Below are 22,569 nucleotides of genomic sequence, written 5' to 3'. Positions count from 1 at the left end.
AAGGCGGCTAGCCCATGTGCGGGATAGCGGGTGTGCTGTCACCCCGCCCCGTCAGCGAGCAATTGCTGGCGGCGATGGGTGGGGCGATCCGACACCGCGGCCCGGACGACGGCGGCACCTGGCGCGATCCGGACGCCGGAATCGGCTTTGCCCATCGACGACTGGCGATCATTGACCTGTCGCCGCACGGGCATCAGCCGATGCACTCCGCCGACGGCCGCTTCGTCATCTGCTACAACGGCGAAATCTACAATCACGCAGCAATCCGGTTGGAATTGGAAGGGCAGGGGCTTGTCCCGTCCGGTGGTTGGCGCGGGCACAGCGACACCGAAACGCTGCTGCAGGCGATCGTAGCCTGGGGCCTTGAAGGCGCGCTGGACCGCTCGGTCGGCATGTTCGCCTTCGCGCTGTGGGACCGCGCGCAGCGGCGGCTGCACCTGGTACGCGATCGCTTCGGTGAAAAGCCGCTCTATTATGGCTGGGTCGGACCCGACCTCGTGTTCGCGTCGGAGATCAAGGCGGTCCGCCGTCATCCGCACTTCAAGGGCGAGATCGACCGGGACGCGCTCGGCCTCTACTTCGCCCGCACCTACATTCCCGCGCCGTTCAGCATCTACCGCCGCCTGTTCAAGCTGGAACCCGGCTGCATCCTGACCGTCGAACAAGGCGCCGAGCCCTCGGACGAACCCGCGGCTGAGGCCGGCAGCGGCAAGGCCCGGTTGACGCGCTACTGGTCCTATCGCTCGGTGGTGGAAGGGGGGCTGCGCGATCCGATCGCCGACGAACGGGACGCGCTCGCCGAGCTTGATCGGGTGCTGGGGCAGGCGGTGTCGGATCAGTCCGTCGCCGACGTGCCGGTCGGTGCTTTCCTGTCCGGCGGGGTCGACAGCTCGACCATCGTTGCCCTTTACCAGCGCAACGCCGCCCGACCGGTGCGGACGTTCTCCATCGGTTTTGCGGAAGACGGCTTCAACGAAGCGGCGCACGCCAAGGCCGTCGCCCAGCATCTCGGCACGGTCCATCATGAGCAGGTCGTGAGTTCCGCCGACGCCCGCGACGTCATTCCATCTCTGCCGCAGATGTATGACGAGCCGTTCGCCGACAGCTCGCAGCTCCCCACTTTCCTCGTCAGCCGTTTCGCGCGCGAACAGGTCACCGTCGCATTGACCGGCGATGGCGGAGATGAACTCTTCGCTGGCTATAATCGCCATTTCCGGGCCCCGGCATTGTGGCGGCAGATCAGTCGAGTGCCCGCGCCACTCCGCCGGCTCATGGGTGCAACCCTTGGCCGCCTTCCCAGCGATGTGCTCGGCCGGGCCGCCGGTCTCCTTCCCGGCCAACGCCCGCCGCACGTCGGCGCAAAATTGCGCAAGGCGCTCCTTGTCGCCGGAAACGCCCGCGTGTTCGACGACATCTACATCAGCTTTCTCGACGAATGGCACGCCGAATCCTCCCCGACCGGGGTGGGGTCATTGGAGCGGGCAGGGGGCTTCGATCTGCGTGTGGCGGGGGAGCCGTCCGACGCGGTACGCATGATGTACTGCGATGCTGTGAGCTATTTGCCGGACGACATCCTGTGCAAGGTCGATCGCGCGTCCATGGCCGTCAGCTTGGAGACCCGAGTCCCCTATCTCGATCATCGCGTCGCCGAACTCGCGGCGCGCATCCCAATCCAGCACAAGGTGCAAGCGGGGCAAGGCAAGCATATTCTCCGCGAACTGCTATACCGGCACGTGCCGCGCCACTTGATCGACCGACCAAAGGCCGGCTTTGCGGTGCCGGTCGGAGAATGGATCAAGGGCCCCATGCGGTCGTGGGCCGAAGACCTGCTAGACGGGAATACGATGAAGGCGCAGGGTTTTATCGATCCTACCGTCGTGCAGTCGCGATGGGACGATCACCTCACCGGACGCCGCGATTCCACTCCGGCCATCTGGGCTGTGTTGATGTTTCAGGCATGGCTGCAGTCTGAAACCGATCGTCCATGAATCGTCAGGATCGCTTCATGGGGTTGCGGGGATCGGCAAAGATCCCGGGAGCGTGACGGCCTAGCACTAGCAGGAGCGTCGGCACTGCGAGCGTGAGCGCGATGTCCTTGGCTGCTTCGCCGACCTGCATTCCCATGCTGGGCCACACCTCGACCCAGAAGTCATGCGCTTCATTGATGGTTTCCAGCCCCGCGACGACCAGCCAGGGCCGCCAGCTTGCCAATGAAGTGCGCAGCAACAGCGCACAGACAAGTTGCAACGCAACGCCGCCAAGGACATGCAATGCGTCCATGCTGACGCCGCTCGAATGAGCGGCGAACAGCTTCAGTTCATACCAGATTGTGCTGTTGAAAGCGGTGGTGCCGCTTACAGGACGGTGACCGGCTCTTCGAGGTCGATGTCGTCATCGCCGTCGTTGCCACCGCTGAGCAGCAGTGCCGCGATCACGGCCGCGCCGGCCAGGCCGAGCAACAGCGGCAGTGCGCCGATCCCACCCGAAGCTACCACAGGCGGAGCCGCCGGAATGACCGGGCTTTCGGCTACGGGCGGAGCAACCGCCGGATCAACCTGCGGAAGCACACAGCCCGGAGCAGCGCCCTGAGCAGTGGTCGCTGCCGCGGCAGCAGCCGATGCCGCACAAAGCGCGGTGCTGGAAGCGGAAGACTGAAGAGCGCTCAGCGCGACCCACGGGCTGATCACCGACGCCTGAACCGGAACGGCAGCGCGCGCCGCGGCGGCTGCCGGGCTGGCGATGGTCATGGAGGCCATTGCGAAAATAGCGGCGGATTTCATCATGATGCTACGCCCCACTGGTCGCTCCTCGCTAATCGTAGGTCGGGTCCTAGTCACAGATCGACGTCTAGGACAACCCCCAACGCCTCTAACCGGGCCAGGTTGCACTGTTATTACGAGGTTTAAGACAAAGCGCACCGCTGTGTGGCCCATTGGACACGATGGGTGGGGTGGCACAGGCCTGAGCCGCGGGTATGAGCAACCCTAATGGCCGACGGTCCGCTGATTATTGCCTGCGCCAATTCCTTCTGGAATCTGCACAACTTCCGGGGAAGTTTGCTGACGGCATTGCAGGAAAGCGGCTACCGGATTCAGGTCGCGGCCGGGTCCGAAGGCGACGATGTCGCGCAGATGGAATGGCCAGCTCACCAAATTCCCGTTCGCAGCGACGGGCTCAATCCCCTGTCCGACGCTCGCTTGCTGCTCGCCTTCGTCCGCCTCTTCCGGAGGGCGCGCCCGGCCGCCTACCTTGGTTGGACAGCCAAGCCGAACATCTACGGTTCGCTTGCCGCGCGACTGGTCGGCGTGCCGGCCTTCCCCAATGTCAGCGGCCTTGGCACGGCCTTCATCCGCGGTGGCGCCCTGCAATGCCTGCTTTCCGTGCTGTACCGGCTCGCCTTCAGCAAGGCCCCGGCCGTGTTTTTCCAAAACAGCGAGGACCTGGAACTGTTCGTCGAGCGAAGACTCGTAAGGCGCGAACAGACGCGGCTCTTGCCGGGGTCGGGGGTCGATCTGCAACGCTTCGTCCCGCCGCCTCGTACACCTCGCCCGCCTGATCGGACGATGTTCCTGTTCGTCGGCCGCCTGCTCGGAGACAAAGGCGTGCGCGAACTCGCCGAGGCCGCCCGCCTCGTTCGCCAGCGTTACCCGCAGGTCAGCTTTCAGCTGCTCGGCTTTCTCGATGCCCGCAATCGCACGGCCATCAGCCGGGAGGAGCTTACGACCTGGGTCGCGGATGGGACATTCGAGTATCTCGGCTCGGCGAGTGACGTCCGGCCGTTTCTCGTGGAGGCGGATGCGGTGATCCTGCCGTCTTACCGCGAAGGTCTCCCCCGGTCGCTGCTGGAGGCGGCGGCCATGGGCAGGCCGCTGCTGGCCAGCGATGTGCCCGGCTGCCGGGAATTGGTGCGCGACCAGGGGAACGGCCTCCTGTTCGAGGCGCGCTCGGCCCAGGCGATCGCGGATGCCTGTCTCGCCTTCATCGACCTTCCCGCCGCCAAACGTGCCGCAATGGGCGCCGCTGCTCGGCAGCTGGTGCAGGACCGGTTCAGCGAAGAAAGAGTTGTGAAAGCATATGTGGAGGCGCTCACCGGTCGACTCGGCGGCCAGCGGCGCAGCGTGGAGGCGGTCAATTCTTAAACGTTGGAGAACAGGTCGGGCGCGCACCATACCGGAGGGTTGGCGGGCCTACGCTATCGGCGACGTCCATGGACGGCTCGACCTGCTTGATGGACTGCTGGCGCAAATCGAGGCGGATCATCGCGATCGCGGTGGCTTAGCCTCCGGTGTGCTGATCTTCCTCGGCGACCTCATCGACCGTGGGCCCCAATCGGCTGAGGTCGTGGAACGGGTGCGATCTGGCCCGCTGCCAAGTTTCCGCACCATCACGCTCGCCGGCAATCATGAAGAAGTGCTGGTGCGCCTGCTCGACGAGGACGAGCCAGGGCTGTTCGAGCAATGGCTTCGGTTCGGCGGCAGGGAATGTCTGGAAAGTTACGGCGAGGATCCCGAATTGCTCGCGCTTCTTCCGGAGCCTGACGCGCTGACGCGCCTCCGCGCCGCGGTCCCGGCAGAGCACCAAGCGTTCCTGCGCGACCTCGGCGACAGCTTCACGCTTGGCGACTATCTTTTCGTCCATGCGGGATTGCGGCCGGGCATCTCGCTCGAACAGCAATCCACGACTGACCTGCGGTGGATCCGAAAGGCCTTTCTGGACGATCCCCGCGATCATGGTGCGATGGTTGTGCACGGCCACACCATCACTCACGAGGTCGACGAGCGGCGCAATCGGATCGGGATCGACACGGGCGCATTCTGCTTCGGCGTGCTGACCGCCCTGTGCCTCGAAGAGGGGGAGCGCTGGTATCTTCAGCACCGGCTCGCGCCTGAGCCTGCAGGCGAGGAGTTGGCGGAATGAAGGTGTTCCTGGATCCTGCCTTGGTGGAACAGGTCACCACCGATCAGAAGCGCTGGCTTGTTACCGGAGCCGCCGGCTTCATCGGGTCCAATGTCGTCGAGGCACTGCTCGAAATGGGTCAGCACGTCACGGGCCTCGATAATTATGCGACCGGGCACCGCCGCAACCTCGAGGAGGTGCGCACAGCGGTCGGCGACGCGGCGTGGCAGCGTTTCACCATGATCGAAGGCGACATCGGTGATCGCGGAACCTGTGAAGCCGCGGTCCGGAACCAGCACGTGGTCCTGCATCAGGCCGCGCTTGGGTCGGTACCGCGCTCCATCGCCGATCCGTTGACCAGCAACGACGTCAACGTCACCGGCTTCCTCAACGTCCTCGACGCCGCGCGGCAGGCGGGGGTGGGGCGGTTCATCTATGCCGCTTCCAGTTCAACCTATGGAGACGAACCAAACCTGCCGAAGCGGGAGGACCGGATCGGCAACCCGCTGTCGCCCTATGCCGTGACGAAACTGGTGAACGAGTTGTATGCTGCGGTCTACGATCGCTCCTACGGTTACAAGGCGACCGGCCTGCGCTACTTCAACGTTTTCGGGCCGCGGCAGGACCCGGACGGTCCCTATGCCGCCGTCATCCCGAAGTGGGTTGCAGCCATGCTCGGCGGGGACGAAATCACCATCAACGGCGACGGGATCACCTCCCGCGACTTCTGTTTCGTCGCCAACGCGGTGCAGGCGAACCTTCGCGCCGCTCTGGCCCCGGATGCTGTCCAGGGGGAGGTCTATAACGTCGCTGTCGGCGACCGGACGAGCCTTTCAGATCTCTTCGGCATGCTCCGATCCGGGATCGCCGATCTGGGCCACGTCTATGACCGCAAACCGGTTCACAAGCCGTTCCGCGCGGGTGACGTGCGCCATTCTGAGGCGGACGTCGGCAAGGCCGGCGAACAGATCTGCTACCGACCGACGCACGACGTCAACGCCGGCCTCCGCGCCGCACTCCCCTGGTACGTCGCGCGCTACGGCGGCCACTCGTTACGGGATGGAAACCAGCACAGCTAACGAACGTTGGGAGGTTTGCGCGCGCCCTCGACTCGGGTAGGAACGCGCAGGCGAAGTGGCGTACCAAGGGGTTGCCGATGCGAGTTGATATGCGCAAGTTTCAGGTCTCGAGCATCGCCGCGGCCTTGGTGGGCATGCTGGCTCTGGCGGGATGCAGTGACAGTCGTGGTGGCCCGATCCCGTACGACGTGACGCTTGCCGCGCCGGATGCGCCAACCATCGTTCCACTGGAACAGAATTACCGCATTGCGCCGCTCGACACCCTCACGGTGCGGGTATTCAAGATGCCGGATCTGACGGGCGACTACGAGGTCGATCTTACCGGCAACATCGCCATGCCCTTGATCGGCAGCGTGCCCGCGGCCGAGCTGACCACGGCGGAGCTCAGTCGCCGGCTGACGGAGCGTTACGGGTCCCGCTACCTTGAAAATCCCGACATTAACGTTGGGGTCAAATCATCCACCCGCCGCTCGGTAACGGTGGACGGTGCGGTAAAGCAGTCCGGCAGTTTCCCGGTCACCAGCTCGCTGACCCTCATCCAGGCGGTGGCGCAGGCTGGCGGAACCACCGAAGATGCAAATCCGCGGCGTGTCGCGGTGTTTCGCACCATCGGGGGCAAGCGTCAGGCGGCTGCGTTCGACCTGACCGACATCCGGCGGGGCCAGGCACCGGATCCGGCAATCTACCCCGGCGACATCGTGGTCGTGGATGGGTCGGCCATCAAATCGGCCCAGAAGTCGATCCTTAACAGCCTGCCCATCCTGAGCATCTTCCGTCCGTTCTAGGGCGCTGGTGTCGTGAAAGGAATTTCGTGAACCAAGACGTTGCCCTTCATGCCGATCCGCGTGCCTTGTCGGATCGTGTCGTGCTATCCGGGCAGCCGGGCGGGTCGGACCAGGTCCGGCAGCATCAGGCGCCAAGCCTCGATGTCCATACCCTCTTCCGCATCATCAAGGACTGGCGCTGGCTGATCGCGGGGGCGGCGGCTCTCGGCCTTGCCCTCGGACTTGCCATCACGCTTCTCACGACGCCCCTTTATCGCGCTTGGGTCACGATGGAGGTCAATCCACCAAGCGTTCAGATCACCGAAGAGCAGGGGCGGCAGCAGCAGTCCGAGACTGCATCCGGGTGGGACAACATCATCACTCAGGTCGGCCTCCTGGGCAGCCGCAGCCTGGCGGAGCGCGTCGCGCAGGAACTGAACCTTGCCAGCGAGCCGGCGATCGCCGGCACCGGGGATGCGAGCGCCCGGCTGCGGGCGGCCACCGGCGTGGTCGCCGGCGGCCTCAATGTCGAAGTGCCGGAGGAGGGGCGGCTGATCCGCTTCAGCTATACCTCGGCCGACCCCGCGCTCGCGGCCCGCATCGCGAATGGCGTGGCCGAGGGCTTTATCAATTCGAATCTTCAGCGTCGGTTCGAGGCATCCAACTATGCGCGGCGGTTCCTCGAACGGCAGATCGCCAAGACCCGCACCGACCTCGAGCGGTCCGAGCGGCAGCTTGTGTCCTATGCGCAGGCCGAGGGGATCATCAATCTTTCAGGCAATTCCGAAGGCGGCAGCTCGCCGACCGACGGCAGCGGCTCGCTGCAAAGCGACAGCCTGGCCGCGCTCAACCAGGCATTGGCGCAGGCCACCGCGCGCCGCGTTGCGGCCGAAGGCGCCTACCGTGCCGGCCTCGCCGCCGGCCCCACTTCGGAAGTGAATAGCAGCACGCAGGGGCTGCGGCAGGCCCAGGCCGCGTTGGAAGCCGAATATCAGGAAAAGCGAACCCTCCTGAAGCCGGATCACCCGGACATGCTCAGCCTGCGCTCGCGCATCCAGGAACTCGATCGCCAGGTGGCCCGCGAGACGAGCCAGGTCAGCAGCGGCCGGAACAACACGCTGGCGCAGGAATACCGGGGCGCACTGGCCGCCGAGCGAGCCCTTGAAGGCCGCGTCGCATCGCTGAAGGGCTCGGTCCTCGACCTGCGCGGGCGAAGCGTCCGCTATTCGATCCTGCAGCGCGAGGTCGACACCAACCGTGGCCTCTATGATGCGCTGTTGCAGCGGTACAAGGAAATCGGCGTGGCCGGCGGCATCGGCGCAGCGCCCGTGTCCATCGTCGACCGGGCCGAGGTACCGGGCGGGCCGTTCAAACCCAATCTGCCGTTGAACCTGTTGATGGGTCTGGGCATCGGCCTGCTGGCGGGCATTGGCGCGGCTGTCGGGCTGGAGTTCGTCAACGACACCATCAAGACGCGCGAGGATGTCCGGACCAAGCTGCAACTGGCGTGCCTGGGGGCGATCCCGCGCCGAGTCGGCAAGGGCGGCTTTCACGAGGACCTCAAGGACCCCAGCTCCACTGTGTCAGAGGCCTATTCCGCGGTTGCTGCCGCGCTGCGCTTCACGACCGAGGAAGGCGTACCGCGGAGCTTGCTGGTCACGTCCACCAAGGAAAGCGAAGGCAAGTCGTCCACCGCCCTGGCTTTGGCGCAGAATTTCGCGCGCCAAGGCCGCACCGTGCTTCTGATCGACGCGGATCTTCGCCGTCCATCCTTCAAGACGCAGACCGACGACCTCGGCCTGAGCCGGCTACTGACGACGCACGATGCCTTGCCGACGCAGGTGCTCCCGACCCACTTCGAGAATTTGTGGCTGCTTCCGTGCGGACCGCTGCCGCCCAACCCGGCGGATCTGCTCTCGACCGGCCGCTTCAATCAGATTCTCGGCGAGGCCTTGGAGCAGTTCGACCTCGTCATTCTCGACGCGCCCCCTGTGCTTGGACTGGCCGACGCACCGCTGCTCGCCGCAGCTGCCGCCGGAGTCATGTTCGTCGTCGAAAGCGGACGCACCCGGACCCGGGCCGCAATCGAGTCGATCAATCGTCTCGAAGCATCGGGCGCACACATCCTGGGCGCGATCCTGACGAAGTCGGCGGAGCGGGAAAGCGGCTACGGCTATTATTCCTATCGCTACGGCAAGCTCGACGACCGGCGTGAGGACAAAACAGTGCTGATCACGCATCAGGCAGGCGTTTGATCATCAACTTCGGGTTGCGCGCATGCTGATGCGGTGGCTGGCACTGCCACTGGCTCTGGCCGCTGGCGTCGCGGCCATCCGCTCGGCTGCGGTGCACGCCTGGGGGGAGCGGCGACCCGAACTCGCGGCCGCCCTGTGGCCGACCCATCCGCAGGTCGTCACCACTCAGGCCCTCGGGCAGATCGGGACTGCGGCCGGCGGCGGACAGACGGCGCCTGCTTCGGCTGTCGGCGCTGTGCGGGCTGTCGCCCTGCGCGATCCGCTCGCGGTCGAGCCGTTCACCATTGCGGGTACCGAAGCCCTGGCGGCCGGCGACATCGGCCTGGCGGAGCGGTTGTTGCAGGAAGCCTTGCGCCGTGAGCCACGGGCAATCGCGCCGCGTTACCTGCTGGCCGATCTGTCCCTCCGGACCGGGCGGTTCGACGAGGGTCTTGTCCATATCTCGGCGCTGACCCAGCGACTCGGCCAGACGCTGCAACCGCTGGCACCGGCAATCGCCAGCTTCGCTCGCCAGCCCGGAGCAATCGACGCCCTCGCGCCGGCCATGCGCCAGGATGCACAGCTTGCCGATCAGGTGCTTGGCGCGCTGGCAACCGATGCGAGTGCGGCGCCGACCGCCTATCGACTGTGGCAGGCCCTGCCACCCGAACAGCGGCGTGTCGGCCGGTCGTGGCAAGGACGCCTGATCGACGAGGTCATCAAGGCCGGGGATTATCGCCAGGCCCAGGATTACTGGCGCTCCTTCGCCGGAGTCGAAGAGGCACCACAAGGCCTCTTCAACCCGCGCTTTGCCAGTTCGACCGCGCAACCCCCGTTCAACTGGACGCTCGCAGGCGGCAGCGGCGGCGTCGCCGAACCTGTGCCGGGCGGCGTCCGACTGATCTTCTACGGCCGGGAGGACGCTATTCTCGCCTCGCAGACGATGATCCTGCGCCCGACCGCCTATCGGCTGAACTGGCACGTCGACGGCAAGGCCGACAACCTCGTCGCCAGCGTAAGCTGCCTGCCCCAGAACCGCGAACTTGCCAGGACTCCGCTGATCAGCGGAACCCTGCGTTTTACGGTACCGGCGGCGAATTGTCCGGCTCAGCGGATCGACTTTCGCGGCCAACTGTCGGAAATGCCTGTCACTGTGCAGCCCAGCGTCACCCAGTTGATGCTGGCACCAGCAGGCGCCCGATGAGGTCGCGTCTTCGGGAATTGGTCGTTCCGGCCTACCTTCTCGCCTGCCTTTTCCTGGGCGGAAGTCCGCAGGGTACGTGGCGCATGCTTGCGCTTCAGCTTGCTGGCCTTGCCTTGCTCGCTTGGGCCGGGATGACCCGGACGCCAGAGCCGCTGTCGAGGGCGGGGCGCTATCTGCTGGGTCTCGCCGGGGCCGCCGTGCTGCTGGTCACGGTCCAGCTCGTTCCGCTGCCGCCAGCCTTGTGGACCTTGCTTCCGGGCCGGGAAACGGTCGTTGCAGGCTATGCGCTGCTCGACCAACCCTTGCCCTGGCTGCCATGGTCGCTCACGCCCTACGCGACGCTCGATAGCCTTCTTTTTCTCATCCCCGCCTGCGCGGTCGTGGCGGGCATTCTGCGGCTTGGCGCCTATCGCTCGCCCTACCTGGCGGCCGCGATCCTGCTCGGCGCGATCACCGGCATCCTGCTGGGTGCCGTGCAGATCAGCACCAACGCCGCCTATCTTTATCCATTGGTCACCAGGGGGCAGGCGAGCGGGCTGTTCGCCAACGCCAACTATATGGGCACGCTGCTGTTGACGGCCGTGCCCTTCATCGCCGCGCTGGCAAGTCGTCGTGCCGGCGACGGCGGCAAGGCGGGGCCGGAGATCGGACGCATGGGAGTTGCGGTCAGCCTCGTCCTGATCATACTGGTGGGCCTGGCCCTCAGCCTGTCGCTCGCCGCGGTCGCACTCAGCTTGCCGGTGATCGGCGCCAGTGCGCTGCTGCTGTTCAAGCGCCGCCGAAAGGTGCCGCCGTGGGCGATCGCAGGATCACTAGTAGCGGCCGTGGCCGCAGTCGGTGTCAGCAGCGTCCTCCCGGCGCTGAAGTCGGGCGGCAATCTCAATTCCCTCAACGAACGCACGGAGATCTACCGCATCACCGCGGCGCTCACCGGCGAGATGTTTCCAGCGGGGTCCGGGTTCGGCTCGTTTCGCCCGCTCTACGCGCAGGCGGAGCGGCGCGAGTTTCTTGGACGGATGTATGTCAACCACGCCCATAACGACTATCTTGAGCTGGTGATGGAGGGCGGGGTGCCGGCGCTGCTGCTGCTGCTCGCGGGACTGTTCTGGTGGGCGCGGCGAAGCTGGTCGATCTGGCGCCTGCCCGCGGCGGGTTCCTTCGCCCGGGCGGCGACGATCGCGTCCGGGGCGATCCTGATGCACTCGCTGGTCGATTTCCCGGCGCGCACCATGGCCATCTCCGCTGTTCTCGCCACCTGCTTCGCGCTGATGGCAGAACCGCGCGCTCGCTCGTCCCAAGCGGCCACGGCATCTACCCATCGCGCGAGGCACCTGCGCCTGTAGGAGCCCTCGCTTCGCGGCTGCCGCGAAGATGCGAAATCCCTTCCATTCAGCGCCGCCCGCCTTAATGCTCGACGGAGATGCACACCTCGTAACGGACATGATTTGCGATGGGTCTTGAGAACGCCGAACAGATCACCCGCGATTCGACCGTGGTCGTCGTCGCCGATCAGATCACGTCGGAAATGGGAGACGAATGCGTCATCCTCAGTCTGAACGACGGCATCTATTATGGCCTGGAAGGGGTCGGCACCCGCATCTGGAAGCTGCTCGATCAGCCTCGCAAGGTCGGTGATATCTGCGCTGCCATTGAGGCGGATTATGATGTCACTCCTGCAACCTGCGAAGCTGCGGTCACGGATTTGCTGCGTGACCTGATCGAACGGGATTTGGTCGAGCTAAAGGAATGAACCGCATCCGGCGCGCCCTGAATCTGTCGGCGCCTGAGCGAACAGCCGTCTTTCGTGCCTTCTCTTTGCTGTGGGCGGTACGCGTGGGCCTCTCCACCATGCCGTTTCGAGCGGTTCGGCAACGCTGCTCCCAAGCCGTGGCCACCGCTCGTCCCGACGCTCTGCAAGCACTGACCCCCCAGCGCATCGTTCGCCTGGTGGCGGTCGCCAGCCGCCTCGTTCCGGGCGCCCATTGCCTTCCCCGGGCGCTCGTCGGCCAATTGCTGCTCGCTCAGGGCGGGTATCGATCGGACCTGCGCATCGGGGTCCGCAAGGAAGGGCGGCTACTCGATGCCCACGCCTGGCTGGAAATCGGCGGCATCCCGCTCCTCGAAGATGAGGATCACGTCACCGCCTTCACTCCTCTCACGCCCCCCGCAATCCGGCATTTGCAGAGGAAATGAGCGGGTTCGTCGCGCTCGTCAGCACGACCGGCGCACCAATCGACCAGGGCCACATTCACCGGCTGACCGACGCGCTGGCATTCAGAGGGCCGGACGGTATCCGAACCTGGCTCGGGCCTCACGCTGCCTTCGGGCATGCCATGTTCCGCACCAATGACGATCCCCGCCCGGAACAGCAGCCATGCAGCCTCGATGACAAGATCTGGATCGCCGGCGACATCCGGGTCGATGCCCGGGAAGAACTGGTCGCGGCGCTGGCGCAGGCGGGGCAGGGCGCCTCACTGACATCGACCGACCCGGAACTGATCCTCCACGCCTATCGCGCGTGGGGACCGTCCCTGGTGGACCGGCTGATCGGCGACTTCTCCTTCGCTATCTGGGACGAGCAGGCCAGACGCCTCATCTGCGTCCGAGATCAGTTGGGAGTGAAGCCGCTCTTCTACGCCGATGCGGGCGAATTTCTGCTGGTCAGCAATACGCTGTCCTGCCTTTGCAGCTACGGCGCTTTGGGCGATGCGCTCGACGAGGCGGCGATCGGCGATTTCCTGCTGTTCGGGTTCAACGCCGATCCGGAAACGACGACCTATCGCGATATCAAGCGGCTGCCTGCCGGAAGCATGCTGAGTTGGTCGCCCGGCACAAAGCCTTCGGTCGGGCGATACTGGGACCTCCCGAGCCATGACGAGCTGCGGCTGCCCCGGCGCGAAGAATATGTCGAGCGCTTCGATCAGCTCCTGCATGCGGCAATCAAGGATCGGGTTCGGGGGGACCGTGTCGCTGTTCACATGAGTGGCGGGATCGACTCCTCGATGATCGCCGCCCATGCGAAACTCGTGCTTGCGCAGCGAAACACGCCGTTCGCGCTGAGTGCCCACACCATCGTCTTCGACCGGCTGATCCCGGACAGGGAACGCTATTACGCCGGCTTAGTGGGTGCGGCACTCGACATCCCGGTCCATTATCTGGCCGCGGATGACTATGGGATCTTCGGCGACACCAAACAATTGCCGGGCACCGGCGCCGAGCCACTCGACGATCTGGCGAGATCGCAATTCCTGCATGACTTCGCACAGCAGGTGGCCGCGACCAGTCGCGTGGTGCTGACGGGGTGGGACGGCGATGCCCTGCTGGCTTCGTCCCCGTCGGCGTACCTGTCCGGCCTCCTGCGGAGCGGCAACTTCCGTCAATTCGCATCAGACGCACTTCAATTCGCCCGTGCCAAGCAGCATCCGCTCGCCGCAATCGCCCGGAGACTTCCCAGGCTCTGGCGTTTGAAGCAGGAGGAGGGGGCAGCCGTCTCGGGCTACCCGGCATGGCTCAATCCTGATTTGGAGGGACGATTCAACCTGCGCCGAAGATGGGATGAGACGCGATCGTCGCCCGCCCATGACGGCTTCGCTCGCACAAGCGCCTACCGGGCCTTGCGACATAACAACTGGCTTCGGCTCCTCGAAAGTCATGATGCAGGGGTGACCGGGGTCCCGACCGACTGTCGACACCCCTTGCTCGATCTGCGCGTCATCGCCTTCCTCCTGTCGCTTCCCGCAGTTCCCTGGTGCGTGGACAAGCATGTATTTCGGGCTTCGGCTCGCAAACTCTTGCCGCGCGAGGTCGTCCGGCGGCCAAAGACCGGACTTGCGGGAGACCCCTATGCGGGGATGACCGCCGACTTCCTGTCACACTTCGCCCCGCAAACTGAACCGGATGCCCCGCTAAGCCGTTATGTCGACGGGAAACGGCTGCGGGCTGCGATTGACCTTGACGGAACGCAGCAATATTGGATGAACCTAAGGCCAGCCATGTTGCAAAAATGGCTGTGCGATCGGCCGAGGAGTGATGAGTGATGTCGGACAACGGTAACAATATCGAGAAGACTTCGTTTGTCGCCCCGAAGCTGGAGGTGTTCGGTCGGGCTCGTGACATCACCCGCGCGGTCGGCAACAAGGGCAACGCCGACAACGGCAAGGCCAGCACCGACAAGACCGGGGCATAAGGACTGACAGACCGATCTCTGGCCGAAGATCAGACGATCGGTAAGCACTATCTGATTAAGTTGCGTCTTCACCGAACGCGGATTGGCAGACTCTCGCAGTCGCCCCACGAGGCCTAGGCTGCGCGTTATGTCCACGCACTCTGCCGGTACGCAGCATTTTGCCTTTGGCCTGAAGATATCCGCCAACGTCGAAGTGCCCGGCCTTGCCCCATGTGAATTCAGCGGGCCGCCGGACATTGTAATCAGACTTGGCCAATCGTGCGCTGATCGGCAGCACTCTGAAGGATTCGCCGAAGCGTCGATCGGAAACTGGATCGACCTCGAACCAAGAGGCGACATCAGGATCCGGTCGAATGACCGGGCCATCGCCATCCGCTTTCGGGACCGGACGGAATTCATCGTATCAAAGTCTGGGTCGAGCATTTGGGGGGATTGGCCTGAACCGCTCACGCTCGAAGATGCTACGACCTATTTGCTCGGTCCCGTCATCAGCCTTGTGCTGCGGCTGCGCGGCATCATTTCGCTGCATGCTAGCGCGGTCCGGATCGGGAACTTTTGCGTGGCGGTGGTGGGGCCGCAGGGCGCTGGCAAATCGACCACTGCCGCGTCGTTTGCGACCGCTGGATATCCAGTTCTGACCGACGACCTGGCGCCGATCGATGACCGGGGCGATCGCTTCAACATCATCCCGTCCTATCCGGGTGTCAGGCTATGGGATTCGTCGGTGGAGATGCTGTTCGGCGCCGGCTCGACATTGCCACGAATAACGCCGACCTGGGACAAGCGCTATCTTGGCCTAGGCAAGGACGGATATCGGTTCCAAAGCGAGCCTGTGCCTTTGGCTGCCATATATTTCCTGCACCCTCGTCTTGATGCTTCATCGGCACCGTCCATCGACGAAGAGCCGGCCCGCGATGGCCTCATAAAGCTGATCGGCAATATCGGGGCAAATTACGTCCTCGACCAGGCTCAGCCGGCCGCGACCTTCGATCTTCTGCAGCGCATCAGCCGCCGGGTTCCCTTGCGGCGGCTGGTGCCAAGTACGGACCCGGAGCGCCTGTCCAGGATGCGGGACATGGTGGTCGCCGACGCGAACGCGTTGCAAGTGTGCCAGGTGCGCAGGCAGGAACATGTATAGCATCGGCGCCTACGGCCGGATGCTGTCGGATCAGGTGCGTATTGCGGCCTATACCGAAGCTTTGAAGCGAACGATTACGCCCGGCTGCACGGTCGTGGATATCGGCACGGGAACAGGGTTTTTCGCGATGCTCGCCTGTCGGCTTGGCGCCGGAAGAGTGTATGCAATCGAACCTGACGACGTGATCCATCTTGCGCGGGAGCATGCCCGTGCCAACGGCTTTGAGGACCGCATCGAGTTCGTCCAGCAATTGTCGACGAAGGTCAGCTTGCCGCAGCCCGCCGACATCGTCGTATCGGATCTCAGAACCGTCTTGCCTTGGTACCAGCACCATATCCCGACGATCGTCGACGCACGGGAACGTCTGCTGGCGCCGGGCGGAACCCTTATTCCTGGGGAAGACCAGGTCTGGGCCGCCGCGGTGAAGATGCCCGGATTCTATGCCGATCATGTCGGGCACCAACCGGAAACCACCGCGGGTTTCGATATGTCGGCCGCGCGACGGGCGGGAGCAAACGCCTGGGCGAAAGCCAGAGCGAAGCCGGACCAACTGCTCACCGAGCCGGCCCATGTGGCGACCCTCGATTACCGGAGCGTGTCACAAAGCAATGTCGAAGCAACGCTCGAATTCAGCGTTACGCGACCCGGCGTCATGCACGGGATCATCGCGTGGTTTGACACCGTCCTGCACGGCGACATCGGGTTTTCGAACTCTCCAACCGCACCGCCGGCACTATACGGCAATGCTTTTTTTCCCATCGCGGATCCCGTTTCGGTCGACTTGGGGGATCTGATCCGGGTTTCGCTTCGGGCCGACCTGATCGAAGAGGATTACGTCTGGCGGTGGCAAGGTCATGTCATGACTTCTGGCCATGAGCCGAAAGGCCGCTTTACCCAGCACAATATCTCGAAGCTGCCGTCACTCGCTTCCCTTCGGCGCCGTGAGCCCGGTCACGTTCCAGTCCTCGGCGAGGAGGGTCAGCTTCACCGGTTCGTTCTTGGCCGCATGGATGGCAGCGCATCGTTGCGGGAGATTGCGCGGGACGTCGCTGCTGAATTTCCGACGAGGTATCCGACCGTGGAGGAAGCGCTCGAGGCGGTCAGCGAGCTTTCATTCCGGCACAGCCGATTGACCTGAAGTGATGGGTCGATCGGAACCCGCAGTCCACCTCGCCATTCCGGAAATTCGTTTCTTGCCGGAACAGCAATTGCTGCTGTGCTGCACCCGGGTAAATCTCGAGCCCGACGATCGCCGTTGGCTAGATACCCTCCTGCGGTCGAACCTCGATTGGTCCAAAGTCGTCGCTGAAACTGTGCGACAATGCATCGTCCCGCTGGTGTATCGCCACCTGCGGCAAGCCGGCAGCGAGCGCGTGCCTGGCGAGGTGCTGTCGCGGCTGCATCAACGCAATCTTGCGGCCACGGCGTCCAGCATGCGGCTTGCAGCGGAATTGAGGGCCGTCATCCGGTTGCTCGCCGCGCACGGGATAGACCTGCTGCCGTACAAGGGGCCGGTGCTCGCACTCCAGGCCTATGGCGACGTGGGTTTGCGCAGCTTCAGCGACCTCGATGTCATCATAAAGCCCTACGACGTCGCGAACGCCAGGAATGTCCTTCGCTCGCTGGGCTATACGACATTGGAGGATATGACGCCGCGCCAGGAAGCTGCCGTGCTCAAACTTGAGCACAACCTGCCGCTCGTCAATGCCGACCGAAGCGTCCTGCTGGAGGTGCACTGGGGCATTGCGCCGGCCTCCTTCAGCTTTCCCTTTCCTATCGACCGGCTGTGGCAGCGGTCGACCCATGTGGATCTTGGCGGCCAGCAAGTGCGTGCCATGGCCATCGACGACCTGCTGATCGTGCTGGCGGTCCATGCCGCGCGGCATTCTTTCTCGGCAATCGAATGGATCGGCGGGATTGCCGAATTGATGCGCAAGCCGGGAATCGCGTGGCTGCAGGTGATCGAGACAGCCGAGCATTATCAGGTCGGCAGGATCGTGCGGCTGGCGACAGCGCTGGCCAACCGTTTGCTTGGCGCGCCGATCCCCGACGCCGTGGACCAATGGGTTTCCGCCGATCGGAAGATCGACGACCTCGTAGCATGGGTTGCGGCGCGCGTGTTCGTCTCGAAGGACCATGCTTCCGCGGCGCAGCAATGGACCGCCTTTAAATTCGAGATGGCGGTGAAGGACGGTCCGCGCGCACGCATTCGGGACGGGTTCAAGCGCTTGACCCAACCCTCGGCGAAGGACTGGGAGGCGACCGGTCTGCCCGACGCCTTGTTCCCGCTTTACCACGTCGTCAGGCCGGCCCGGCTGCTCGGGCGCTACCTCCGCAATGCAGTCGGCGCGTGAAGTATTTCATCGACCGCGACTGGCTTGCGCCAAACGTCATGCGGGTCCCCGTTGACCCGGTGATAGCCAATGATTTCGCCGATCTTGGCGCATCGTCATTGCCCGCGGGCTATCATGCTGAACGGCCGCCTTGGTCCAGCGACATTCAGTGGATTTCCGCCGCCAGCCTGAACGCCTTCGCACGTTTCGAAGCCGCCTTCGAAGCAATGGACATTGCCCGCCACGTCAGCGACTTCATCGCCTGCGACCACAAGATCAGGCTCTACCAGGGCTTCGTCGTCGTCCGCAGCGAGTGCCGCAAGCCCGACTTTCACGTGGATTGGATGGATGCGGGCAACCAGGCCTTTACGATGCTCACCCCGATCGGCGCCCCCCAAGCAGGGTTCGGCCTAAGCTACAAGACTTTGCGGGGCGAGGTCCGGGGCTACGACTATGTGGAGGGGGAGGCGCTGATCTTCGGCGACCATTTCGTTCATTCGACCCGGCCCGGTGCATCCCCAACGCCGATGATGCTGTTGAGCTTCACCTTCGGCACCGACCGGATGGACGACTGGCCGGTCATCCGCAAAACGGCCGGCAACCAGGGTGGGATGGTCCGACGCCCCGACGGGGTGTTCGAATAGGTCGAACGCCATCGTGAGGAATGGTCGGGGAGACAGGATTCGAACCTGCGACCCTCTGCTCCCAAAGCAGATGCGCTACCAGGCTGCGCTACTCCCCGACTTGGGCGCCGGGTAGCAGCGCTTCCCGTGCAACGCTAGCGGTTCTGCTCGTTGCTGGTGGTGACATCGACATCAACGTCAGTATTCTCAATCCGGTCGCCAGCCCGTTCCACCGCGGCGCCGGTGCGTTCGGCGGCGTTCTCGAGCGCTGGCCCGGCCTCGTTCGCGGCTTCACGGACTTCCCCGGCCGCAGCGCCGAGGGCGTTTTCCGCTTGGTCGACGCCGGATTCGACCGCGTTCTGGTCGACGGAGATTACCGTGCTGTTGCCGTCCTGACGCGCGTTGCACGCCGACAGGGCCAGCAGTGCACCTCCGGCCAGCAGAAGAGTTCGGGTCATTGAAGATCCTCCACAACATTGTCGTTCGCTTGGGTTACAGCGCCCATCCGGGCCTCGGCGTTCCCTGCCGCATTTTCCGCCTCACTCATCAGGCGATCGGCGGCCTCGGCCGTTTGCGCAGGGACCGGCTCGATGGCCTCATCTTGCGGCTGGTTGCAGGCGGATATCAGGAGGAGCAACAGCAGCGCTGTCGGCGCCAACATGCCTCTCATCGACGCCTCGCCCGGCCCCGGGGCTCGCTGCTACCGGCCAGGATTGCCAGCGTCGCCGTCCATGCCGCGACATTCTGGCGAAGCTGCGCCCTGTCGACCTTGTCCAGCGTATCGTCGGGTGTGTGGTGCAGATCGAAGTAGCGGGTGCCGTCCTGATTAAGGGCAACGCCGGGCAGCCCGTCCGCCAGCATGGGGCCGATGTCGCTACCCTCGGTATCTTCGAAGCTGCCCGGAACGACGCCGAGCGGCTCGAGCGCCTTCTGGATCATGCGGGCTTCCTCGCGCCGAGCCTCGCCAAGGCGGCTGTCGACCTTCCAGATCCGGTCGGCGCCGAAGTCGCTTTCGAGGAGGGCGTGGTGCGGCTGCTTGCCGTACTTGGCACGATAATCGAGGCCGCCGAACAAACCGACCTCTTCCGCGCCGAACCAGACGATCCGGATCGGGCGGAGCGGGCGACCCGCGTCCATGATCCGCTTTGCCGCCGCCGCCACGATCCCGCAGCCCGCCGCATCGTCGATTGCCCCAGTGCCTTGATCCCAACTGTCCAGGTGACAGGCGACGAGGACTGGGGCGGCCGTCGGGTCACGCCCGGGCACCTCGGCGATGACATTTCCGGATTGCTGATCGGCCAGCCGCTGGCTGTTGAGGACCAGCCGCATGCTGACCGGACCGGAAGCGCGCTCCAGGATCCGCTCGAGCTGGTCGGCATCGGGGTTGCTGAGCGCCGCGGCCGGGATCGGGCGCACGTCGTCCGCAAAGCTCATCACCCCCGTGTGGGGATTGCGGTGGGAATCGGTCCCGATCGAGCGGATCACGATTGCGGCGGCTCCCTTGTCGCTCGCAACGGTCGGTCCCTGGCGGCGCGGCGCGCCAAACACACCGTAGCCCGAGCCGTCCTGAGCGCGGGGCATGGCATGGCCGATGTAAACGATTTTGCCGCGCACCTGCTCGGACGGCGCGGCGCGCAGGGCGCCGACGCTGGCGAAGCCGATGACGTCGGCGGTGATCCCCCCCGGCGGCGTCGCTGCGCTGTTGCCAAGGGCCGCGAGCACCAGCGGCTGAGGGTAGGGGGCAAGGATGGCGGCGCTTTCGGAGCCGCGAATCCATACCGGCATGGTGAACGGGTCGACGCGGACGTTCGCAAAGCCAAGCGCCCGTAGCCTGCGTACCGCCCAGTCCCGCGCCCGCGCTTCCGCCGCGGTGCCGGCCAGACGAGGCCCGACCTCGGTCGTCAGATCCTCGGTGATGTCGTACGCCAGCTCGTCGGCAAGGGCCGCATCCCGTAGCTGAGCGACATGGCGCGGGACTTCTACCGGGGGCGGCGCGGCGGCCTGCTGAGCGAGGGCGGCGGACGTGGAAGCGGCGAGGAGGAATGCAGACAGGCGCTTGATCATGCCGGCAGGACTAGCCGGGTCTGCAGGGGAAAGTCGAGCGACAGCTGGCGTCACACCGGCTGCAATTCCTGCTCTAGACGTTCGGCCAAGCCCATGCGACCGGTGCGTCAATGCACATCCTGATGCTCGCTTCCACCCTCCCTCGGTACCCCGGCGACATGCAGGCCAACTTCGTCGGAGAGCAGGCCGCCGCCTGGACCAGGGCGCGCCCGGCATCGCGCATCACCATCCTCGCGCCGCATCACAACGGAGCCGCCCGCCGCGAGGAGGGAAAGCAAGTCACCGTGGAACGCTACCGCTACATGCGGCCGGACGGAGCGCAGCGGCTGGTCTATCCGGCGATCCTGCCGAATATTCGTCGCAATCCCTTGCTGGCCCTGCAGGTGCCAGCGCTATTGGTCGCGGCCCATAGAGCGGCCGCGCGGGTGGGGCGGCAGGATCCGGTCGACGTGACTTACGCGCACTGGGTCATGCCGCAGGGACTGATCGCCTGGCAGCTGAAGCGCCGGTTCGGGATTCCCTTCGTTTTGCAGAACCATTCGTCCGACCTGTCGATCTTTGGGAAAGCCGGTGCTCCGGGCAGAGCGATCGCGCGTCGGCTGCTGCGCGATTCACTGCACTTCTTTTGCGTCAACGAGCGACAACTCGAGGCAGCACTCGATTATCTCCCGCCGAACGAGCGCGAGGCCTTGCGCGCCAAGGCGAGTGTCCTGCCAATGGGCATCGCGACGCCTGACCGACCGGTCGCAATCGATCGATCGAAGTACGACATTGCGACCATCGGCCGGCTTTCCGAGAAAAAGGGACTGCACTTCCTGATGGAGGCAGCCGAACGGCTGGCAAAGCGTGGCATTCGACCCCGGATCGGAATCGCCGGGGACGGAGAGGAGCGGCAACGGCTGGAAAATCTGGTCAAGGGAGCCGACGTTACTTTTGCCGGCTTCCTGGACGGAGAAGACAAAGACCGGTTCCTGTCGGCGTCCGCGCGTTTCGCGTTCCCGGCGCGCGCGGTGGGCGGTGACGTCGAAGGAATGCCCGTCGCGTTGCTGGAGGCGATGGCGGCGGGCGTCCCGGTGCTCGCAAGTCGTGACACGAACATCGAACTGCTTCCCGAATGGCCGCGCATTCGGGATTCGGTCACGTTTGTTGCCGATCCCGCCGACCTGCCGGTGCTGGAACAAGCACTGGAGACACTGCTCTCCGTGCCGCCCGGCGGAGCGACGGAAGCGCGGCAGCTTATCGGACGCTACCGATGGGATCGCCTGATCGAAGAATATGCTGCCCCCGTGGAACGTGCACTGGCGGGCAGCAACTAAGGCTTACGCGCAACGAGGATGTAGCCCATGGGGAGCAGCTCGAAGGTTTGCGGCGACAGGCGTCGGGCAGTCCCTCGCCGGAGCAAGTTGACGACGCCCCGTCCGACCAATCCCGCCAAGCCTTGGTTCAGCGCTCCGATCGCTCGCACACACAGATCCGCAAGCACATCCAGTCCACCGCCGTAAGGCTCCAGCCGCACTGTCTCTAAGCCGTTCTCCTCGCATGCCTTCTCAAGCGCAAAGCGGGTCCAGCGAAAATAATCGTGCGGCACTTCGTGTAGGGCATAGACGAACGGTACAGACAGAATGAGATGACCGCCGGGCCGCAGCGTGCGGGCCATCTCAGACCACAGCACATCGTGTCGCCAGATATGTTCCAGCACACTGGACGACAGGATCGTGTCGAACGCCTGATCCGGAACGTCGATCGGTTGATTAAGATCGGCATAGACATCGATGTGCCCGGCCTCATGCCGCGTCTGCGGCCAGTCGATACCGGTCACCTGCTCGGTCTGATCCCGATATACGCCGTAGAAGGGAGCCTTGCCGCAGCCGAAATCAGCGAGATGCCCGCTCGCGAACTCCTGCAGGGCGTTAACGCACGCCCGCAGCGCGAGGGAAGCGGACACGATGCTTGCCGGCGTCAACTCCTGTGGGTCCCGGCTTGGTTGCCAGTCCCCGTTGCGCTGTACGAATTTCGTAGGCTGCCATTCGTTGGAGCGGTGCACAGGC

Annotated in this window: 23 protein-coding genes and 1 tRNA gene; 17 read left to right on the top strand and 7 right to left on the bottom strand. The window is 64.8% G+C overall.

Translation table 11 applies throughout. The annotated features are described in order from the left end of the window. Positions 1-14 precede the first annotated feature (14 nt). Positions 15-1,988, top strand: a complete 1,974-nt coding sequence (gene asnB / locus AC4GYS_RS09880) for an asparagine synthase (glutamine-hydrolyzing) (protein WP_491108910.1) — start codon at positions 15-17, stop codon at positions 1,986-1,988. A gap of 4 nt (positions 1,989-1,992) precedes the next feature. Here the strand turns inward: asnB and AC4GYS_RS09875 are convergent, their stop codons facing one another. Both AC4GYS_RS09875 and AC4GYS_RS09870 read right to left on the bottom strand, forming a co-directional pair. Further along, complete coding sequence (locus tag AC4GYS_RS09875; RefSeq protein ID WP_491108909.1) at positions 1,993-2,280, bottom strand: hypothetical protein; 288 nt, start codon at positions 2,278-2,280, stop codon at positions 1,993-1,995. A 74-nt stretch (positions 2,281-2,354) separates the two neighbouring features. After that, on the bottom strand, positions 2,355-2,798 hold the full coding sequence (locus tag AC4GYS_RS09870) for a hypothetical protein (RefSeq protein ID WP_491108908.1): 444 nt from the start codon (positions 2,796-2,798) through the stop codon (positions 2,355-2,357). Positions 2,799-2,987: 189 nt separating this feature from the next. Between AC4GYS_RS09870 and AC4GYS_RS09865 the strand changes: the two genes are divergently transcribed. The 15 genes from AC4GYS_RS09865 to AC4GYS_RS09795 all read left to right on the top strand — a co-directional run bounded on the left by AC4GYS_RS09865 (position 2,988) and on the right by AC4GYS_RS09795 (position 18,478). After that, a complete protein-coding gene (locus AC4GYS_RS09865) occupies positions 2,988-4,139 on the top strand; it encodes a glycosyltransferase family 4 protein (protein ID WP_491108907.1) in 1,152 nt (383 codons plus the stop codon). Continuing rightward, on the top strand, positions 4,132-4,917 hold the full coding sequence (locus AC4GYS_RS09860) for a metallophosphoesterase (protein WP_491109398.1): 786 nt from the start codon (positions 4,132-4,134) through the stop codon (positions 4,915-4,917). Before AC4GYS_RS09865 ends, AC4GYS_RS09860 begins: the two co-directional genes overlap by 8 nt. Further along, positions 4,914-5,975, top strand: a complete 1,062-nt coding sequence (locus tag AC4GYS_RS09855) for an SDR family oxidoreductase (RefSeq protein WP_491108906.1) — start codon at positions 4,914-4,916, stop codon at positions 5,973-5,975. Before AC4GYS_RS09860 ends, AC4GYS_RS09855 begins: the two co-directional genes overlap by 4 nt. An 89-nt stretch (positions 5,976-6,064) precedes the next feature. Next, complete coding sequence (locus AC4GYS_RS09850) at positions 6,065-6,760, top strand: polysaccharide biosynthesis/export family protein (RefSeq protein ID WP_491108905.1); 696 nt, start codon at positions 6,065-6,067, stop codon at positions 6,758-6,760. A gap of 26 nt (positions 6,761-6,786) precedes the next feature. After that, positions 6,787-8,994, top strand: a complete 2,208-nt coding sequence (locus AC4GYS_RS09845; RefSeq protein ID WP_491108904.1) for a GumC family protein — start codon at positions 6,787-6,789, stop codon at positions 8,992-8,994. Between the two features lie 28 nt (positions 8,995-9,022). After that, positions 9,023-10,177 (top strand): tetratricopeptide repeat protein, encoded by a 1,155-nt coding sequence (locus AC4GYS_RS09840; protein ID WP_491108903.1) that lies wholly within the window; start codon positions 9,023-9,025, stop codon positions 10,175-10,177. Next, on the top strand, positions 10,174-11,520 hold the full coding sequence (locus AC4GYS_RS09835; RefSeq protein WP_491108902.1) for an O-antigen ligase family protein: 1,347 nt from the start codon (positions 10,174-10,176) through the stop codon (positions 11,518-11,520). The genes AC4GYS_RS09840 and AC4GYS_RS09835 overlap by 4 nt, the downstream gene beginning before the upstream one ends. A gap of 107 nt (positions 11,521-11,627) precedes the next feature. Continuing rightward, a complete protein-coding gene (locus tag AC4GYS_RS09830) occupies positions 11,628-11,927 on the top strand; it encodes a PqqD family peptide modification chaperone (protein WP_491108901.1) in 300 nt (99 codons plus the stop codon). Then, positions 11,924-12,370 carry a lasso peptide biosynthesis B2 protein gene (locus tag AC4GYS_RS09825; RefSeq protein WP_491108900.1) on the top strand — a complete coding sequence of 149 codons (447 nt, stop codon included), beginning with the start codon at positions 11,924-11,926 and terminating at the stop codon, positions 12,368-12,370. Before AC4GYS_RS09830 ends, AC4GYS_RS09825 begins: the two co-directional genes overlap by 4 nt. Continuing rightward, positions 12,367-14,214, top strand: a complete 1,848-nt coding sequence (locus AC4GYS_RS09820) for an asparagine synthetase B family protein (RefSeq protein WP_491108899.1) — start codon at positions 12,367-12,369, stop codon at positions 14,212-14,214. Before AC4GYS_RS09825 ends, AC4GYS_RS09820 begins: the two co-directional genes overlap by 4 nt. Further along, positions 14,214-14,363 (top strand): hypothetical protein, encoded by a 150-nt coding sequence (locus tag AC4GYS_RS09815; RefSeq protein ID WP_491108898.1) that lies wholly within the window; start codon positions 14,214-14,216, stop codon positions 14,361-14,363. Before AC4GYS_RS09820 ends, AC4GYS_RS09815 begins: the two co-directional genes overlap by 1 nt. Positions 14,364-14,490: 127 nt before the next feature. After that, positions 14,491-15,501, top strand: a complete 1,011-nt coding sequence (locus AC4GYS_RS09810) for a phosphoenolpyruvate carboxykinase (ATP) (protein WP_491108897.1) — start codon at positions 14,491-14,493, stop codon at positions 15,499-15,501. Next, positions 15,494-16,639, top strand: coding sequence for a 50S ribosomal protein L11 methyltransferase (locus tag AC4GYS_RS09805; RefSeq protein ID WP_491108896.1), 1,146 nt, complete (start codon positions 15,494-15,496; stop codon positions 16,637-16,639). Before AC4GYS_RS09810 ends, AC4GYS_RS09805 begins: the two co-directional genes overlap by 8 nt. 4 nt (positions 16,640-16,643) lie before the next feature. Next, positions 16,644-17,855, top strand: a complete 1,212-nt coding sequence (locus AC4GYS_RS09800) for a nucleotidyltransferase domain-containing protein (RefSeq protein ID WP_491108895.1) — start codon at positions 16,644-16,646, stop codon at positions 17,853-17,855. Then, positions 17,852-18,478, top strand: coding sequence for a hypothetical protein (locus AC4GYS_RS09795; RefSeq protein WP_491108894.1), 627 nt, complete (start codon positions 17,852-17,854; stop codon positions 18,476-18,478). The genes AC4GYS_RS09800 and AC4GYS_RS09795 overlap by 4 nt, the downstream gene beginning before the upstream one ends. A gap of 21 nt (positions 18,479-18,499) precedes the next feature. Here the strand turns inward: AC4GYS_RS09795 and AC4GYS_RS09790 are convergent. The 4 genes from AC4GYS_RS09790 to AC4GYS_RS09775 all read right to left on the bottom strand — a co-directional run bounded on the left by AC4GYS_RS09790 (position 18,500) and on the right by AC4GYS_RS09775 (position 20,521). Beyond that, positions 18,500-18,576 (bottom strand) — tRNA-Pro (locus AC4GYS_RS09790). A gap of 36 nt (positions 18,577-18,612) precedes the next feature. Beyond that, the gene (locus tag AC4GYS_RS09785) at positions 18,613-18,915 is read right to left on the bottom strand and encodes a hypothetical protein (RefSeq protein ID WP_491108893.1); all 303 of its coding nucleotides are present in this window, start codon (positions 18,913-18,915) and stop codon (positions 18,613-18,615) included. Continuing rightward, positions 18,912-19,127: a hypothetical protein gene (locus AC4GYS_RS09780; protein WP_491108892.1), complete on the bottom strand. Its 216-nt coding sequence runs from the start codon at positions 19,125-19,127 to the stop codon at positions 18,912-18,914. The genes AC4GYS_RS09785 and AC4GYS_RS09780 overlap by 4 nt, the downstream gene beginning before the upstream one ends. Then, the gene (locus AC4GYS_RS09775) at positions 19,124-20,521 is read right to left on the bottom strand and encodes a M28 family peptidase (protein ID WP_491108891.1); all 1,398 of its coding nucleotides are present in this window, start codon (positions 20,519-20,521) and stop codon (positions 19,124-19,126) included. Before AC4GYS_RS09775 ends, AC4GYS_RS09780 begins: the two co-directional genes overlap by 4 nt. Before the next feature lie 110 nt (positions 20,522-20,631). Between AC4GYS_RS09775 and AC4GYS_RS09770 the strand changes: the two genes are divergently transcribed. Then, positions 20,632-21,837 carry a glycosyltransferase gene (locus AC4GYS_RS09770; RefSeq protein ID WP_491108890.1) on the top strand — a complete coding sequence of 402 codons (1,206 nt, stop codon included), beginning with the start codon at positions 20,632-20,634 and terminating at the stop codon, positions 21,835-21,837. Here the strand turns inward: AC4GYS_RS09770 and AC4GYS_RS09765 are convergent. Further along, positions 21,834-22,466, bottom strand: a complete 633-nt coding sequence (locus AC4GYS_RS09765) for a class I SAM-dependent methyltransferase (RefSeq protein WP_491108889.1) — start codon at positions 22,464-22,466, stop codon at positions 21,834-21,836. The genes AC4GYS_RS09770 and AC4GYS_RS09765 overlap by 4 nt on opposite strands. Positions 22,467-22,569 lie beyond the last annotated feature (103 nt).

This window comes from Sphingomonas sp. SP1 (genome assembly GCF_058313395.1).
Note: the sequence above shows the minus strand (reverse complement) of the source record. Positions and strands in the feature narration are given on the sequence as shown.

Bases quoted from the DNA above. Each gene is read 5' to 3' on its own strand.
- asnB (WP_491108910.1), top strand. From the start codon at position 15: ATGTGCGGGATAGCGGGTGTGCTGTCACCCCGCCCCGTCAGCGAGCAA.
- AC4GYS_RS09875 (WP_491108909.1), bottom strand. From the start codon at position 2,280: ATGGACGCATTGCATGTCCTTGGCGGCGTTGCGTTGCAACTTGTCTGT.
- AC4GYS_RS09865 (WP_491108907.1), top strand. From the start codon at position 2,988: ATGGCCGACGGTCCGCTGATTATTGCCTGCGCCAATTCCTTCTGGAAT.
- AC4GYS_RS09855 (WP_491108906.1), top strand. From the start codon at position 4,914: ATGAAGGTGTTCCTGGATCCTGCCTTGGTGGAACAGGTCACCACCGAT.
- AC4GYS_RS09850 (WP_491108905.1), top strand. From the start codon at position 6,065: ATGCGCAAGTTTCAGGTCTCGAGCATCGCCGCGGCCTTGGTGGGCATG.
- AC4GYS_RS09840 (WP_491108903.1), top strand. From the start codon at position 9,023: ATGCGGTGGCTGGCACTGCCACTGGCTCTGGCCGCTGGCGTCGCGGCC.
- AC4GYS_RS09835 (WP_491108902.1), top strand. From the start codon at position 10,174: ATGAGGTCGCGTCTTCGGGAATTGGTCGTTCCGGCCTACCTTCTCGCC.
- AC4GYS_RS09830 (WP_491108901.1), top strand. From the start codon at position 11,628: ATGGGTCTTGAGAACGCCGAACAGATCACCCGCGATTCGACCGTGGTC.
- AC4GYS_RS09825 (WP_491108900.1), top strand. From the start codon at position 11,924: ATGAACCGCATCCGGCGCGCCCTGAATCTGTCGGCGCCTGAGCGAACA.
- AC4GYS_RS09820 (WP_491108899.1), top strand. From the start codon at position 12,367: ATGAGCGGGTTCGTCGCGCTCGTCAGCACGACCGGCGCACCAATCGAC.
- AC4GYS_RS09815 (WP_491108898.1), top strand. From the start codon at position 14,214: ATGTCGGACAACGGTAACAATATCGAGAAGACTTCGTTTGTCGCCCCG.
- AC4GYS_RS09810 (WP_491108897.1), top strand. From the start codon at position 14,491: ATGTCCACGCACTCTGCCGGTACGCAGCATTTTGCCTTTGGCCTGAAG.
- AC4GYS_RS09805 (WP_491108896.1), top strand. From the start codon at position 15,494: ATGTATAGCATCGGCGCCTACGGCCGGATGCTGTCGGATCAGGTGCGT.
- AC4GYS_RS09800 (WP_491108895.1), top strand. From the start codon at position 16,644: ATGGGTCGATCGGAACCCGCAGTCCACCTCGCCATTCCGGAAATTCGT.
- AC4GYS_RS09785 (WP_491108893.1), bottom strand. From the start codon at position 18,915: ATGACCCGAACTCTTCTGCTGGCCGGAGGTGCACTGCTGGCCCTGTCG.
- AC4GYS_RS09780 (WP_491108892.1), bottom strand. From the start codon at position 19,127: ATGAGAGGCATGTTGGCGCCGACAGCGCTGCTGTTGCTCCTCCTGATA.
- AC4GYS_RS09775 (WP_491108891.1), bottom strand. From the start codon at position 20,521: ATGATCAAGCGCCTGTCTGCATTCCTCCTCGCCGCTTCCACGTCCGCC.
- AC4GYS_RS09770 (WP_491108890.1), top strand. From the start codon at position 20,632: ATGCACATCCTGATGCTCGCTTCCACCCTCCCTCGGTACCCCGGCGAC.